We start from the raw sequence: 14,276 nt of genomic DNA, 5'->3' as shown, positions 1-14,276 counted from the left end.
TATCATGAATCAAAACAATCCATTTGATCAATATCAAGCTCGAACTTAAGCTTCCCTCATCCGCTGCACGGCCCCCGCAGATCGAAGAAAGGGCCGGCACGGCAAGCCGGCGGCGCCCTCTGCGCGCTGCTTTCGGCCTGGCCCCCAAAAGACGCCGCGATGGCGAGACAACAAGCCAGGCAGGGTAGGAGACAAGGAGACAGAAGTGAAGAGAGGATACGTACCAGTCCAGCAGCTGGCCACATGCGCCGTCCTGGGCATGCTGGGCACGGCGGCCATGCAGTCCGCACAAGCGTTTGAAGGTGGCATCTCGCCATTCCCCACCGGGTCCACCAGTGAATACATCGCCGCGCTGCCGCCCATCCCGGGCCTGTTTGCGGTGGAGCAATTCAACTACAGCAGTGCCGACGGTCTGTACGACAACAAGGGCAACAAGCTGCCCATCCCCTTCAAGTCCGAAGCTTTCTCCGCCACCACGCGTCTGCTGGCCTCCTATGGCGTGGAATGGTTCGGCGCCAAGGTGTATTCGCAACTGGTGCTGCCGGTGGTGTCGCTGCATACCGAAGTGGCCGGCCACGGCGAGAACCACAACGGCCTGTCCAACGTCACCGTCACGCCGCTGCTGCTGCGCTGGGATGTGGCGGCCCACACCAATGTCACGTTCGGGTTCGACTTCGCACTCAAGACCGGCTCCTACAATCCCGCCCGCCCCAGCGTGGCAGTGGGCTATACCTCGTACCAGCCGGTGCTGGCGATACGCCACAACGATCCCGATGGACTGGACCTGGGCATCTCCAACCGCCTGCTCTTCAATGACAAGAACAGCGATACCAATTACCGCTCCGGCACCGCCTACGTGGCCGATTTCATCGGCGGCTGGAACTTCGGGAAGTGGAAGGTCGGCGTGACCGGTTCCTACCTGAACCAGTTCACCGACGACCGCCAGAACGGCAGCGACATCCCTGGCAATCGCATGCGCAGCTTCGCCATGGGCCCGACCGTCGCCTATAACGCCGGTCCCTTCAGCATCAACATGAATGTCCAGCGCGGTCTGTACGCCGCCAACACGGCCAAGAGCGATGCCATCTGGATCAACTTCGCCATGCCGTTGTGGCTGGGCGGCCCGCACTGAGGACCTGGGTCCGGCCCACCCCAAGCATCACTCATCATCAAAGGAGTTTCACCATGTTCCGTTACTTCCCGACGAATTATGTCTGGAATCTTTCCGTCGACCTTGCCATCGAGATGGGGGCGCGCATCGGCGAGATCGAAGCCATGTGCGCACCTCTGCAGGAGGCGGCCAAGCAGCCTGACGCCGAAGGCACGGCCGCCTTCCGCGCCACCTGGGCGGACATGGCGGAAAAGCTGTGCAGCCTAGCCGCCGAGGACGAAGTGCGCGGCCGGCTGCTCTCGGCCGGCGCCAAGTACAAGCGCGCCGCCAGCTATCTGCTGACCTGCGAACGCCTGCAGGGCCACGGTGCGCCGGGCCGGCTGGCACTGTACCGGCGTTTCCTCGAAGTGTTCCAGCGCGGCATCGCCCTGGCCGGCGACAACTGCCAGCGCGTCGAGATCCCCTATGAAGGCCAGGTGATCTCGGGCCTCTATACCCGCGCCATCGGTGTGCAGGGACCGGCACCGGTGCTGGTCCAGCTCAACGGCCTGGATTCGACCAAGGAAATGAAATACCTGGTCGGCCTGCCCGGCTGGCTGGCCGAGCGCGGCGTGTCCTCGTTGGTGATTGACCAGCCCGGTACCGGCGAAGCCCTGCGCCTGCACGGCATGACCGCGCGCTTCGATGCCGAGCACTGGGCGGCTCACGTGGTGGACTGGCTGGAGCAGCGCGATGACGTGGACCCCAAACGCATCGGTTGCGAAGGCGTTTCGCTGGGCGGCTACTACTGCCCGCGCGTGGTGGCCATGGAGCCGCGCTTTGCCTGCGGCGTGGTGTGGGGCGCCAATCACGACTGGCGCGACGTGCAGAAGCGTCGCCTGGAAAAGGAGGGCGATTTCCCCGTGCCGCATTACTGGCAGCACGTGTGCTGGGTGTGGGGCGCCAAGGACGTCGACGACTTCATGCGTATCGCCGAAGACGTGCACCTGGATGGCGTGGTCGAAAAGATCCGCGTGCCCTTCCTGGTCACCCACGGCGAAAAGGACAGCCAGATTCCGCTCAAGTGGGCGCATCGCACCTACGAACAACTGGTCAACAGCCCCAAGCGCGAATTGAAGATCTTCACCGACCGCGAAGGCGGGGTGCAGCACGCCAGTTTCGATAACTCCATCAATGCCGGCCACGTCATCGCCGACTGGGTGGCCGAGACCCTGGGTGGTCGCACCCGGGGCTGAGGCAGAACGATCACCGATGACACACAGACTGAATCACAAGGAAATCCGCATGAACATCATTGGACCCGATGCCCTGGTCTTTGGCGTGGACGATCTGCCCGCCTGCCGCCAGTACCTGCTCGACTATGGCCTGAGCGACGCCGGCGACGACCGTTTCGAAGCCCTGGATGGCACCGCCATCGTGCTGCGTGCCCGCGACGATGCCACCCTCCCGCCGGCCATGAGCACCGCCAGCCTGTTGCGCGAAACCGTCTACGGGGTGGCCGATGCCGCCTCCCTGGACGCCATCGAAACCGAATTGCGCCGCGACCGCGAAGTCAGTCGTCGTGACGGCGTGGTACGCAGCGTGGACGACATGGGCTTTGCGCTGGCCTTCCAGCTGACCGTACGCCGCCCCCTGGTCATGCCCGCCGAACGCGTCAACGGTCCGGGCGACCCGCAGCGCGCGCCCAATCAGCTGGGCCTGCCGCCGGAACTGCCGGCCCTGCCGCGTACGCTCTCGCACGTGGTGTATTTCGTCCCTGATGCGGCACGGGCCGAGGCCTTCTACCAGCGGCTGGGCTTCGTCTGCACCGACCGCTTCACCGGCGTGGGGCCCTTCCTGCGCCCGGCCGGCACGCAGGACCACCATACCCTCTTCATGATCCAGACCCCGCCCTTCATGAAAGGCTGCGAACACTTCACCTTCCACATGGGCGGCCCGACCGAAGTGCTGCTGGCCGGCACCCGCTTCGTCGAAAAGGGTTACCAGAGCTTCTGGGGGCCTGGCCGCCATCGTTTCGGCAGCAACTGGTTCTGGTACTTCAATTCGCCGCTGGGCTGCCACGTCGAATACGACGCCGACATGGACCTGCATGATGAGGCCTGGGCCGCCCGCGAAGTGCCGATGGGCGCGGATGCCTCGCAACTGTTCCTGTTCCAGTATCGCGAGAAATGGGCACCCAGCGGTCCGCCGCCGCCGGGCGCCGCACACTGACCCCACCGGGAGAGACGGCCATGTACCTGTGTCACGTCACGCAATTGCCCGAGGATGGCGCACGCGGTTTCGATACCGACGGGGCGGGGCAGGCCACCATCTTCCTGCTGCGCCGGGGCGAGCAGGTGCGCGCCTGGCGCGACCGCTGTCCGCATCACGGCACACCGCTGCCGTGGCGGCGCGATGCCTATCTCGACGCCAGCGGGCAGCACGTGGTCTGTGCCGCCCATGGCGCCCTGTTCGATCCGCTCACCGGACTGTGCACGCTCGGTCCCTGCCTGGGCGACACGCTCACACCGGTCGCGCTGCGCATCGATGACGACGGTGGCCTGCACCTGGCCAGCGGCGATCACGTTTAACTCATCAAGAAAAAGATTCAGGAGACACCATGACACTCGCAGCCCAACGCATCCTCATCATCGGCGGCGGCTTTTCCGGCATGTCCGCCGCCATCAATCTGTGCCGCCGTGGCGCCCAGGTCGATCTGGTGGAGCTCGATGCCCAGTGGCGCAACTATGGCGCCGGCATCAGTCTGGGCCCGGCCACCCTGCGTGCACTCAAGCAACTGGGCGTACTGGAGGCCTTCCTGCGCGAAGGCGCGGCCGGTGACGGCGTGCGCCTGTGCCTGCCGCACGGCCCGCAGATCGCCGAGCTGCCCACGCCGCGCCTGGCAGCACCCGATGTACCGGGTGGCGGTGCCATCCTGCGCCCGGTACTGGCGCGCATCCTGGCCGATGCCACCCGCGCGGCGGGTGCCGATGTCCGCCTGGGTTGCACCTTCACCGCCCTGCGTGAGCAGGGCGACCAGGTCGTGGTGGAATTCACCGATGGTCAGACCCGCCGCTACGACCTGGTGATCGGCGCCGATGGCCTGTACTCCAAACTGCGCGCCCAGCTCTTTCCCGACGCACCCAAGCCGCGCTACAGCGGCCAGGCCGTGTGGCGCGCCATCCTGCCGCGTCCGGCCGAGATCGATACCTGCACCATGTGGATGGGCCCGCGTATCAAGCCCGGCGTCAATCCGGTCTCCCGGGACGAGATGTACCTCTTCGTGACCGAGCCACGTCCGGTCAACGACCACATCGATCCATCCACCTTCGTGGCGCGCCTGCGCGGCTTGCTGGAAGACTTCAGCGCCCCGGCGCTCAAGACCATCCGCGACCAGCTCGATGACAGCGCCCGCATCATCTTCCGTCCGCTGGAAGGCCTGCTGCTGCCGCGTCCCTGGTATCAGGGACGCGTGGTGCTGATCGGCGATGCGGTACATGCCACCACGCCGCACCTGGCCTCGGGCGCCTGCATCGGCATCGAGGATGCCCTGGTGCTGGCCGACGAGCTGGCACGCAACGATAGCGTGCCGCTGACCTTGTCGGCTTTCGAAGAGCGTCGCTGGGAGCGCTGCCGCATGGTGGTGGAGAACTCGGCGCGGCTGGGCGAGATCGAGGTGGAGGGCGGCGACAAGGACGAGCACTCCCGCATCATGCGCGAATCGCACGCGGCACTGGTGCAACCCATCTGAATGCCACCATCACCATAAAAAATAGAAACCATGAACGGCTTTGCAATCCGCGTACGACGCGAGGAGACAAGATGATCACGACCTATTCCAAGCGCGCCCTGGCTGCGCTGATGCTGGCGCACTGCGCCGGCATGATCGACCTGGTTGCCTTGCCGGTCTGGGTCGGCACGCTGGTGGCGCACTACCACTTCGATCCCCGCCAGGCCGGCCTGCTGGCCTCGTTGTTCCTGGGCGGCGCCGTGTTGGCCAGCGCCTGGCTGGCACCGCGCTTCGATCCGGATACCGCGCGCTGGAAGGCGGCCATCGGCTTCGCGCTCTCGGCGCTGCTGTTCACCGTGGCTGCGCAGACCCAGCACTACCTGCTGCTGGCCTTGCTGCATGCGGTGTGCGGTGTCACGACCGGGCTATCCCTGAGTGTCACGCATGGCACCCTCGCGCGGGGCAGCAATCCGCATCGCGGCTTTGCGCTGGTGGGTATCGCGCTGGGCGTGTTCGCCATCGTGTTCCTGGGCAGTGCGCCACCCATCATCGCCAGCCTGGGTGGTCCTGCGCTGTTCTATCTCTTCGCCGGCGTGATGGCCGTGGGTGCGCTGGCCTGTGCCCTGGCCTTTCCGCGTGCCGAAACCGATGGCACGGCGCGCGTCGCCGCTCCCCGTCTTCCCGTACCGCGCCAGGTCTGGTATGGCATTGCGGGCATCGCCTGCATGGGTCTGGTGCAATCCATGACCTTCAGTTTCCTGGAACGTGTCGGCAGTGATCGTGGCTTCGGCCTGCAGGCGGTGACCGGCGTACTTATCGCGCTGGGCTTCGTCAATCTCTTGCCGGCACCGCTGGCGGCCTTGCTGGAAAAACGCCTGCCCGCCCGCAGCGTGCTGATGGCCGGCCCACTGGTCCAGGCGCTGCTGGTGGTGGTGATCATGTCGTCGGCGCGCTTCCTGCCCTATGCCGCTGCCGCCTCGGTGTTCGCCGCCGTGATGATCTTTACCCACACCTTCGCCTTCGGCCTCATGGCCCGGCTGGACCGCAGTGGCCGCGCCATGGCCGCCACGCCTGCGATGCTGATGACGGGCGCGGCCATCGGTCCCATCCTTGGCGGCACGCTGGTGCAGGGCTGGAGCTACGCCAGCCTGGGCCCGGTGGCCGTGGTGCTGGGCGTGGCCGCATCGTTCTGTTTCTCGCGGCTGCCGCGCGCAGCCGCCATCCAACCCCAGGAGGCCCTGGCATGACCGCATCCCTGCAGGCGCGTCGCCGACATCGTTTCGTCGACCTGTCCATCTATCTCGAAAACGACGTGCTCTCCGATCCGCCGCCGCTGGCGCCCAAGATCACCTACCAGAAGCATGCCGACACCTTGCCCGAATTCATGGCCATGCTGCCCGGCACCCGGCCTGAGGATTATCCCGATGGCGAGGCGGCAGCGGCCGAATGGGTCACCCTGACCACCCACAACGGCACCCACCTGGACGCACCCTGGCACTTCCATTCCACCCAGGATGCCAAGAATGGCGGTGCACGTCCTTCGATCACCATCGATGAAGTGCCGCTGGAATGGTGTTTCCAGCCGGGTGTGAAGCTGGACTTTCGCCACTTCCCGGATGGCTACGTCGCCAGCGCCGCCGACGTCGACGCCGAACTCAAGCGCATCGGTCATGTGCTGCAGCCGCTGGACATCGTGGTGGTCAACACCCGCGCCGGTTCGCGCTATGGTCATCGCGACTATCTCGGCGCCGGTTGCGGCATGGGCTATGAAGCCACCATGTACCTGCTCGAACGTGGCGTGCGCCTGACCGGCACCGATGCCTGGAGCTGGGATGCACCGTTTTCCTACACCGCCCAGCGGGTGGCCGAGACCGGCGACAAGTCCCTGATCTGGGAAGGCCATAAGGCCGGTCGCGACATCGGCTACTGCCATCTGGAAAAGTTGCACAACCTGGAAGCCCTGCCACCACACGGTTTCACCATCAGCTGCTTCCCGCACAAGATCCGGGGCGCCAGCGCCGGCTGGACACGGGCGGTGGCGATCTTTGACGCTTCCTGAAGGAACCCGGATGATTTTTCCTCCCATCTACCGCGTGGTCACCGGCCACGATGCGCAAGGCCATTCCATCGTCAGCACTGAGGGTCTGCTACCGACGGTGGTGGAAGTGGCCGCCATTCCCGGCACGCTGTTCCATGAAGTCTGGAGTACCGGCGCCACGCCCGTGCCCGTGGACAACGGCCCTGATCCCACCCTGGGCGCTCTGGTGCTCTCGCCCCCGGCGCATGGCACGCGCATGCGCTTCGTCGATATTCCGCCCGACACCGAAGAATTCCTGGCCAGCGCCAGCAGCAGGATGCACGACGCCTTCAGCCAGATCGGCGAAGCCGCTGCCTCCACCGTGCAGGCCGACTCCCCCCATCCACTGATGCACCGGACCGAATCGGTGGACTATGGCATCGTCATCGAAGGAGAGATGACTCTGGTACTGGAGCGTGGCGAAGTCGACCTCAAGCCCGGCAGCGTGGTCGTGCAGCGTGGCACCAACCATGCCTGGGCCAATCGCTCGGGCAAGCCTTGCCGCATGCTCTTCATTCTGGTGGATGGCCGGTATGACCCGGCCATCGCCGCGCAACTCGGTCGGGGGGATAAGCCATGAAGTTTGCCACCCTGCATGACGGCAGCGCCGATGGCACCCTGGTTCTGGTGGCGCGGGATGGGCGCAGAGCCCTGCCGGTGCCGCAGATCGCTGCCACCCTGATCGATGCCATGGCGCGCTGGGAAGAAGTGCGTGCGCCCCTGGAAGCGTGTTACCGGGCCCTCAGCGAAGCTCAGGTGGAAGGGGCCATCGCCTTCGACCCCCGGCAGTGCATGGCGCCACTGCCTCGCGCGCCGCAATGGCTGGATGCCTCGGCCTTCCTCAATCACGGCAGGCTGATGGAAGAAGCCTTCAAGACGCCCCCGATCCCGCATTTCGATACGGTGCCGGTGATGTACCAGGGCGCCAGTGATGACTTCCTTGGCCCGCATCAGGATGTGCCTTTGTGTTCGGAATCCGAAGGCATCGATTTCGAAGGCGAGTTCGGTGTGGTGGTCGGTCCGGTGGCCATGGGCGCCAGCCCGGAACAGGCGCAGCAGGCCGTGCGCCTGGTGCTGCAGCTCAACGACTGGAGCCTGCGTGCGCTCGGCCCGCATGAAATGAAGACCGGCTTCGGCTTCCTGCAGGCCAAGCCTTCCACCGCCTTCGCACCCATCGCGGTCACCCCCGACGAACTGGGCGAGGCATGGCGCGACGGCAGGGTGCAGATGCATCTGCAGGTGCAATGGAACGGCGTGGACTTCGGCCAGCCACATGGCGGCGAGATGAATTTCTCCTTCGGCGAGCTGATCGCGCATGCCGCGCACAGTCGTCGCCTCACCGCTGGCTGCATCATCGGTTCGGGGACTGTCTCCAATGTGGCGCGCGCCGCTGGCTCCGCCTGCATCGCCGAGCGCCGCGTGATCGAAAAGATCGACCTGGGCGAGATCCGCACCGGTTTCATGCGTTTCGGTGACGAGGTGCGCATGCAGGCCCGCTACGCCGACGGCCGCGAAGGTCCCTTCGGCATCCTGCAGCAGCGCGTGGTGCAGGCGCCATGAAGGTATTGGTCACCGGTGCCGGCGGTTTCATCGGCGCGACCCTGATGCAACTGCTGCAGCAGGTGGGGCAGATCGGGGCGCAGCGCATCACGCAGCTGGCCGCCATGGATCGGCACTTGCCGCCCACGTCGGCTGACATCGTGCGCATCGAAGGCGAGCTGCAGGATGCTGCGGTGCTGGAGCGCATCTCCCGTTTCGGCGCTGATCTCTGCTTTCACCTGGCCGCTGTGCCCGGCGGGGCGGCCGAGGCGGATCCCGCATTGAGCCGTCGCGTCAACCTGGATGCCACCCTCGACCTGTTCGAGGTGCTGGCGGCCAGGCCGGCAGCGGGCGCTGCGCCGGTGGTGGTGTATGCCAGCACCATCGCCGTCTATGGCACACCCTTGCCCGACCCGGTCACCCCGTCCACGCCCGCGCAGCCGGCACTGGTCTATGGCGCCCACAAGCGCGCCTGCGAAATCCTGCTGGCCGATGCCACGCGTCGCGGCCAGCTCGATGGTCGTTCCTTGCGGCTGCCGGGTATCGTGGCACGCCCCCGCGCCGCATCCGGACTGGTCTCGGCCTTCATGAGCGAACTGCTGCATGCACTGGCTGCCGGCGCCCCGGTGACGCTGCCGGTCGGCCCGCAGGCTACCGCCTGGTGGATGTCGGCGCAGTGTTGCGCCGGGAATCTGCTGCATGCCGCCACCATGGACCCGACGCTGGATACCGAAGCTCATCGCGAACGTTGCTGGGCCTTGCCGGTGCTACGGCTCTCCATGGGCGAACTGGTGGACACGCTGTCGACGCTGTATGGCGTGGACGGCCATGCGCTGGTGCGCTATGCACCGCAGGAAGGGGTGGAAGCGATCTTCGGCAGATATCCCGTGCTCGATGACTGTCGTGCACGGCAACTGGGATTGAAGGATGATGGCGACGCCAGAACGCTGGTCAGGCGGGCCCTGGCGCCCTATGCCCTATAGCCGGCCGTGGTGAGCGCCGCGGGCGGTCAGGCCGCCAGTCCCAGTTCGTTGGCGGCTTCCGGCGGGCGCTGCTGCAGCACTTCATCCAGTTCCAGCGCCTTGCTGAACAACCAGCCCTGGGCGTGGATGTCGGGGGCGATGCCGCGAATGAGCTGCAGTTGCTCGTCGGTCTCGATGCCTTCGATGACCACCTGCAGATCCAGTTCGCCGGCCAGGCGCAGCAGGTTGGGCACCACCGAACGCAGCGGCGAACCGGTACTCAGCGCACTGGTGAACAGCCGGTCGATCTTGATGCCGTCGAAGCGGGCGTAGGAAAGGTGCGAGAGATTGGCGCTGCCCGTGCCGAAGTCGTCGATCCAGATCGCAAAGCCGGCCCGCCTCAGCAATTCGATATTGTGGGTGAAGGCATCGGAGCGGATATCGGCGCGCTCGGTCACCTCCAGGTGCAATTGCCGGCGCAGGGCCGCTTGGTTGGCGGTGAGGTCGAGTGCGAAGCGGATGAAGTTGGCGTCTTCGATGTCGGCAACTTCGGTATTGATCGCCAGGATGAGATCGGGATTGGCCAGCAGCAGCTGCTGCATCTCGCGCAATGCGCGCGCGAGGACGACCTTGGCCAGGGCCGTGCAGAGCCGATTCTGCACCGCCAGCGGCACGAAGATATCGGGGCCGATTTCCGGCTCATCGGCCGGGCGCCAGCGGGCAAGCGCTTCATAGCCCTTCAGGCTCAGATCGTTGATGCAGACGATGGGCTGGTACAACAGCACGATTTCATCGTTGGCAATGCCATGCCGCAGCCGGTCCAGCACCCCCTGGTGGCGCCGGCTGCGCAGGTGGAGCAGGCAGGCCAGGGCGCCGGCGACGAAGCTGCCGGCCAGCAGCGCAATGAGTCCTCGCGGATAGAGTACCGGGTACCAGTGCAGGCGCGCCGATGCCTGTGCGCACAGCGCCAGATCGGCATTGCAGTGGGTCACGTCGATCCCCGGCAGCAGCCCGATGGCACCGTCCGGGTTGTAGCGCATGCCTTCGCGCTCAACCAGCACGTGCGTGCCGTCTGCGTTGGTGATGCGCAGCGAGACATCCTGATAGAAGCGATTGAGATCGAAGGTGGTCGGTGCGGTAAGGGCCAGGCTGCGCTGCAGGCCGACCACGTTGCTGGGGGCGTGAGTGTGCACGATGGCCTGCCCCAGCCAGATCTTGAAGCCGCGGCCGGCCTGGTAAAGCGGCTCCGGCAGCACAAACGGCTCAGCCAGCTGGCCCCATAGCGCGGTACAGCGCACCATACCCTGGTCGATGCGTCCGAGATCGGCCACATAGCTGTTGGCGTAGGCGATATTGCGCAGCACCGCCAGGTCGTCGTCCGAGCAATGCTGGAACGGGCTGGCCTCGGCCCGACGCAGCGCATCCCCCGTGGCGCGTGCCGCATCCTCGGCGCGCTGCAAGGCCTGCAGCGACGAGGCGTCGATGTGGCGCAGCTCCGAAACGGTCAGCGCAAGCTGTGCCAGGACCAGCCCGATGAGCATGCCAAGACAGGCCCAGAGCAGGATTTTCCATGCCGACACGCGACGGAAGACTTTGCGATTCATTGTTTAAAAGATAACTATCCCTGGCGCAAGCTTAATTTAAATCCGTTATGACTTATTTGGTTTTTTTCGCAGGCTGTTGTTTTGAATCGGATTTCACTTCGATTTCCCGGCCGGCGATAGAAATCCGACCCCCTGCTGATGCGTATCGGACTCAATTCTCGCCATTCCTCCCCATTTCCCCGTCATTGCCCCGTCACTCCTCCGTGATTCCCTCTTTTTGTGACGTCCGCGGTGTGGTTCAGGACGTGACCTTCACGGCGCGTCCGATATAGAGGATGGGGCCGGTCGGTCGTCCGGTGGGCGAGCCGGTGCCGGGTTCCAGGGTGATTTCGAAAAGTTGATCGGCCTGCAGCGGGGGCAGTTTCTCCAGCGCCACCTGCTGCGTCCTGCCGGGCTGGACCAGTCCCAGCGATACCGGTGCGCTCCAGTTGGCGCCTTTGGTCCAGAACTGCAGGGCCTTTTCCTGCGGGATGGTAGCCACGCCCAGAGGGATCAGATTCAGGCGCCCACTGCCGCCGGTCTGGACTACCCAGCCCGGAGCCTTGTCCTGGGGCGCGACCAGTACCACCATGAAGGATGGTGCAGGACCCGGCGGCTCGGCACGCAGTACCAGCAGCGCCAGCAAGACCGAGCAGGTCAGCGCCCCAGCGGTGCTCCAGCGCCAGAAATTGACGCTCTCCCACCATTGTCGCCAGCCGCCCTGGCGGCGCACCGGCGCCGGCATCGGCAGGCTGCGTTCGATCCGCTGCCATAGGCCCGGCGAAGGTTGTTCAGGCGGCGCCAGTGCGGTCAGTGGATGCAATCTGGCTTCCCATGCATCGACCGCGGCGCGCAGGGCAGGCTCTTGCGGCAGGCGTCGTTCCACCGCCTGGCGCTGTGCCAGGTCCAGCGTGCCCAGCACATACTGGCCAGCCAGCCATTGCAGTTCGTCGTGTGATTCGTTCATCCGATGCACTCCCGCAGCGCGGCCAGGCCCCGCTTGATCCATGCCTTGACCGATCCCAGTGGCGCCTTGAGGCGTTCGGCGATTTCGGTGTGGGTGCAGCCATCGACATAGGCGTAGACGATGCTGGCGCGCTTGGCATCACTCAACTGCCCCAGGCAGTCTTCCAGCCGGCCGAGATCGGCTTGCCACTCGGGCATCTGGACAGCGGACTCATGGTGGTCGGCCAGTTCTTCCAGATCGTCGCCGGCATTGACCTCGTGCTGCAGGGCGCGCAGGCGGTTCAGCGCCGTATGGCGCACCACCGTGAAGATCCAGCCGCGCGCTGCACCCCGCGAGGGGTCGAAGCTGGCGGCGCGGGTCCAGATATTGAGGAAGGCGTCGTGCAGCACGTCCTCGGCCAGCGCCCGGTCGCGTACGATACGCAGCGCCACGCCCAGCAGATAGCGCCCCTCCTGCTGGTACAGCCTCTGCAATGCCCCGCGCTCACCAGCGGCGCAGGCGAGGAGGGTGGCTTCATGGTCGAAAGCAGGGGCGAAAGCAGGGGCGTCTGTCACGCGAAAGGGTCCGGGCGCTTGTTGCCCGGCCGGAACATCCGGCCGGGATGGCGTCGATTATAGCGACGCCAGCGCCTGACTTAGTTGGCTTTCCAGAAAATATAATCGGCCTGGTAGCCCACCTTCTGCTTGGCACCGGCCTTGCTCATGTCGCAGGCCTCGGCCGGCGCCACGCCACCCCGGGTGGCGACCCGCTGGATGTAGGTGGTCTGCGTCATCGCACCCATGCCGGTGGCCGGATTGGCCTTCACCAGCTGGTACGGGATATTGCCGGTGCCGGCCGGTGCCACCGCCACCTGGGTCGCGGTCACCTTGGAGCCGTCGCTGCTCTCCCAGGTGGCCGGCGGTCCATAGTAGCGACCGACCTGCATGCCGCTACGGTCCTTCAACACCGCATCCGGGCCGACGAAGGTCCATTCGAACTGGCCGGGCATGTCCTTCTTGGGGCGGCATTCATAGAGGATTTCGCCCGCGCCCACCGTCTGCAGCACCACCTTGTTGCCGGACGGCACCTTGACGGCGTCGGGCAGGCTGTCCTGCGAATACATGGTCGACATCGGTGCGCAGGCCGCCAGCGTGAGGCTGGCCGCGGCGGCAGCGACGGTGGCGGTCCGGCCCAGGACGGGGCGCAGGGCGGACAGGTGACGCGAGAAGGGGATGGACGGGATGGAATGTTGCATGATGGGCTCCTGTAAGTTCTTGAAATGGGTCGTACCACGATCAGCTTTTCCTGCTGACATGAGTACTACCCACCAGGCGCCCGAACGGATGCAGTCCCGCGAAAATTTATTTTTCGGGCGGCTGCAAGCCGTCCTGGATGGATCTCAGCTGCGGGTGGCAATGGCCGGGTAGCCTCCGCTGCCCTCCGGCCAGGGCGTGAGGATTTCATAGCCCTTGGCTGTGACCACCACCATGTGTTCCCACTGCGCCGACAGCGAACCGTCGGCGGTCACCACGGTCCAGCCGTCCTCGAGTTGCTGCGTATGGCGCTTGCCGGCATTCAACATCGGTTCGATGGTGAAGATCATGCCTTCCTTGAGTGGCAGGCCGGCATTGCGCTGGCCGTAGTGCAGCACTTGCGGTTCGTCGTGATAGACGGTGCCGATGCCATGGCCGCAATATTCCCGTACCACGGAAAAACCATCCCGCTGCGCCACCGTCTGGATGGCATGGCCGACATCGCCGAGCGTGGCGCCCGGGCGTACCGCGCGGATGCCCGCGCACATCGCCTCATAGGTGGTGTTGACCAGCTTGCGCGCCGTGGCATTGGGCGAACCCACGAAATACATGCGGCTGCAGTCGCCATACCAGCCGTCCTTGATCACGGCCACGTCGATGTTGATGATGTCGCCATCCTTCAGCACCTGGCCACCGGGAATGCCATGGCAGATCACTTCGTTGACGGAACTGCAGATGGTCTTGGGGAAACCGTGATAGCCCACATTGGCCGGCGTGGCCTTTTGCACGTTGACGATATGGTCGTGGCAGATGCGGTCCAGTTCATCGGTACTCACCCCGGCCCGGACGTGCTCGGCCACGATGTGCAGCACTTCGGCCGCCAGTTGCCCGGCCACGCGGGCCTGGGCGATTTCTGCGGCGTTGCGCAGCTTCACTTTTCTCATGCTTGTCTGATCTCGGTGTGCCACGCGCTGCGTGGCGGTCGTTCGGCCGTGTATTTTATCCGTCTCGTGCGCCGCCCGCCTCGGTTTGCGCGATCGTCGGGATTTTTCGACAAGTAATGGGTATTTTCGACTCCCGGCCTGGCCTCATGCAC

Annotated in this window: 15 protein-coding genes; 10 read left to right on the top strand and 5 right to left on the bottom strand. The window is 65.4% G+C overall.

Going from position 1 to position 14,276, the window contains the following annotated elements; all coding sequences use genetic code 11:
* The first annotated feature begins 259 nt into the window (after nucleotides 1-259).
* The 10 genes from BTM36_RS13445 to BTM36_RS13400 all read left to right on the top strand — a co-directional run bounded on the left by BTM36_RS13445 (nucleotide 260) and on the right by BTM36_RS13400 (nucleotide 9,419).
* Entirely contained in the window at nucleotides 260-1,132 is an 873-nt protein-coding gene (locus tag BTM36_RS13445) for a transporter (protein WP_174616854.1), read from the top strand.
* A 53-nt stretch (nucleotides 1,133-1,185) separates the two neighbouring features.
* Nucleotides 1,186-2,346 (top strand): S9 family peptidase, encoded by a 1,161-nt coding sequence (locus tag BTM36_RS13440; protein ID WP_077236670.1) that lies wholly within the window; start codon nucleotides 1,186-1,188, stop codon nucleotides 2,344-2,346.
* 49 nt (nucleotides 2,347-2,395) lie between these two features.
* On the top strand, nucleotides 2,396-3,322 hold the full coding sequence (locus BTM36_RS13435) for a VOC family protein (protein WP_077236669.1): 927 nt from the start codon (nucleotides 2,396-2,398) through the stop codon (nucleotides 3,320-3,322).
* Nucleotides 3,323-3,342: 20 nt separating this feature from the next.
* Nucleotides 3,343-3,681, top strand: coding sequence for a Rieske 2Fe-2S domain-containing protein (locus BTM36_RS13430; protein WP_077236668.1), 339 nt, complete (start codon nucleotides 3,343-3,345; stop codon nucleotides 3,679-3,681).
* A gap of 29 nt (nucleotides 3,682-3,710) precedes the next feature.
* Nucleotides 3,711-4,841, top strand: a complete 1,131-nt coding sequence (locus tag BTM36_RS13425) for an FAD-dependent oxidoreductase (RefSeq protein ID WP_077236667.1) — start codon at nucleotides 3,711-3,713, stop codon at nucleotides 4,839-4,841.
* 71 nt (nucleotides 4,842-4,912) lie between these two features.
* Entirely contained in the window at nucleotides 4,913-6,067 is a 1,155-nt protein-coding gene (locus BTM36_RS13420) for an MFS transporter (protein WP_077236666.1), read from the top strand.
* Nucleotides 6,064-6,879 (top strand): cyclase family protein, encoded by an 816-nt coding sequence (locus tag BTM36_RS13415; protein ID WP_077236665.1) that lies wholly within the window; start codon nucleotides 6,064-6,066, stop codon nucleotides 6,877-6,879. The genes BTM36_RS13420 and BTM36_RS13415 overlap by 4 nt, the downstream gene beginning before the upstream one ends.
* A 10-nt stretch (nucleotides 6,880-6,889) precedes the next feature.
* Nucleotides 6,890-7,477: a cupin domain-containing protein gene (locus BTM36_RS13410; protein WP_077236664.1), complete on the top strand. Its 588-nt coding sequence runs from the start codon at nucleotides 6,890-6,892 to the stop codon at nucleotides 7,475-7,477.
* On the top strand, nucleotides 7,474-8,457 hold the full coding sequence (locus BTM36_RS13405; protein WP_077236663.1) for a fumarylacetoacetate hydrolase family protein: 984 nt from the start codon (nucleotides 7,474-7,476) through the stop codon (nucleotides 8,455-8,457). Before BTM36_RS13410 ends, BTM36_RS13405 begins: the two co-directional genes overlap by 4 nt.
* On the top strand, nucleotides 8,454-9,419 hold the full coding sequence (locus BTM36_RS13400; RefSeq protein ID WP_077236662.1) for an NAD-dependent epimerase/dehydratase family protein: 966 nt from the start codon (nucleotides 8,454-8,456) through the stop codon (nucleotides 9,417-9,419). Before BTM36_RS13405 ends, BTM36_RS13400 begins: the two co-directional genes overlap by 4 nt.
* A 26-nt stretch (nucleotides 9,420-9,445) precedes the next feature.
* Here the strand turns inward: BTM36_RS13400 and BTM36_RS13395 are convergent, their stop codons facing one another.
* The 5 genes from BTM36_RS13395 to map all read right to left on the bottom strand — a co-directional run bounded on the left by BTM36_RS13395 (nucleotide 9,446) and on the right by map (nucleotide 14,124).
* Nucleotides 9,446-11,002 carry an EAL domain-containing protein gene (locus BTM36_RS13395; protein ID WP_254426999.1) on the bottom strand — a complete coding sequence of 519 codons (1,557 nt, stop codon included), beginning with the start codon at nucleotides 11,000-11,002 and terminating at the stop codon, nucleotides 9,446-9,448.
* Nucleotides 11,003-11,240: 238 nt separating this feature from the next.
* Nucleotides 11,241-11,948, bottom strand: coding sequence for an anti-sigma factor (locus BTM36_RS13390; protein ID WP_077236660.1), 708 nt, complete (start codon nucleotides 11,946-11,948; stop codon nucleotides 11,241-11,243).
* A complete protein-coding gene (locus tag BTM36_RS13385) occupies nucleotides 11,945-12,502 on the bottom strand; it encodes a sigma-70 family RNA polymerase sigma factor (protein ID WP_077236659.1) in 558 nt (185 codons plus the stop codon). The genes BTM36_RS13390 and BTM36_RS13385 overlap by 4 nt, the downstream gene beginning before the upstream one ends.
* An 80-nt stretch (nucleotides 12,503-12,582) precedes the next feature.
* Nucleotides 12,583-13,059: a DUF3455 domain-containing protein gene (locus BTM36_RS13380; protein ID WP_254427001.1), complete on the bottom strand. Its 477-nt coding sequence runs from the start codon at nucleotides 13,057-13,059 to the stop codon at nucleotides 12,583-12,585.
* Between the two features lie 267 nt (nucleotides 13,060-13,326).
* A complete protein-coding gene (gene map, locus BTM36_RS13375) occupies nucleotides 13,327-14,124 on the bottom strand; it encodes a type I methionyl aminopeptidase (RefSeq protein WP_077236657.1) in 798 nt (265 codons plus the stop codon).
* Nucleotides 14,125-14,276: the final 152 nt, after the last annotated feature.

The organism is Herbaspirillum sp. VT-16-41 (genome assembly GCF_001994935.1).
GTDB classification, from domain to species: Bacteria; Pseudomonadota; Gammaproteobacteria; order Burkholderiales; family Burkholderiaceae_D; genus Herbaspirillum; species Herbaspirillum frisingense.
The sequence above is the reverse complement of the archived record's forward strand: the minus strand, read 5'-3'. Positions and strand labels throughout refer to the sequence as shown.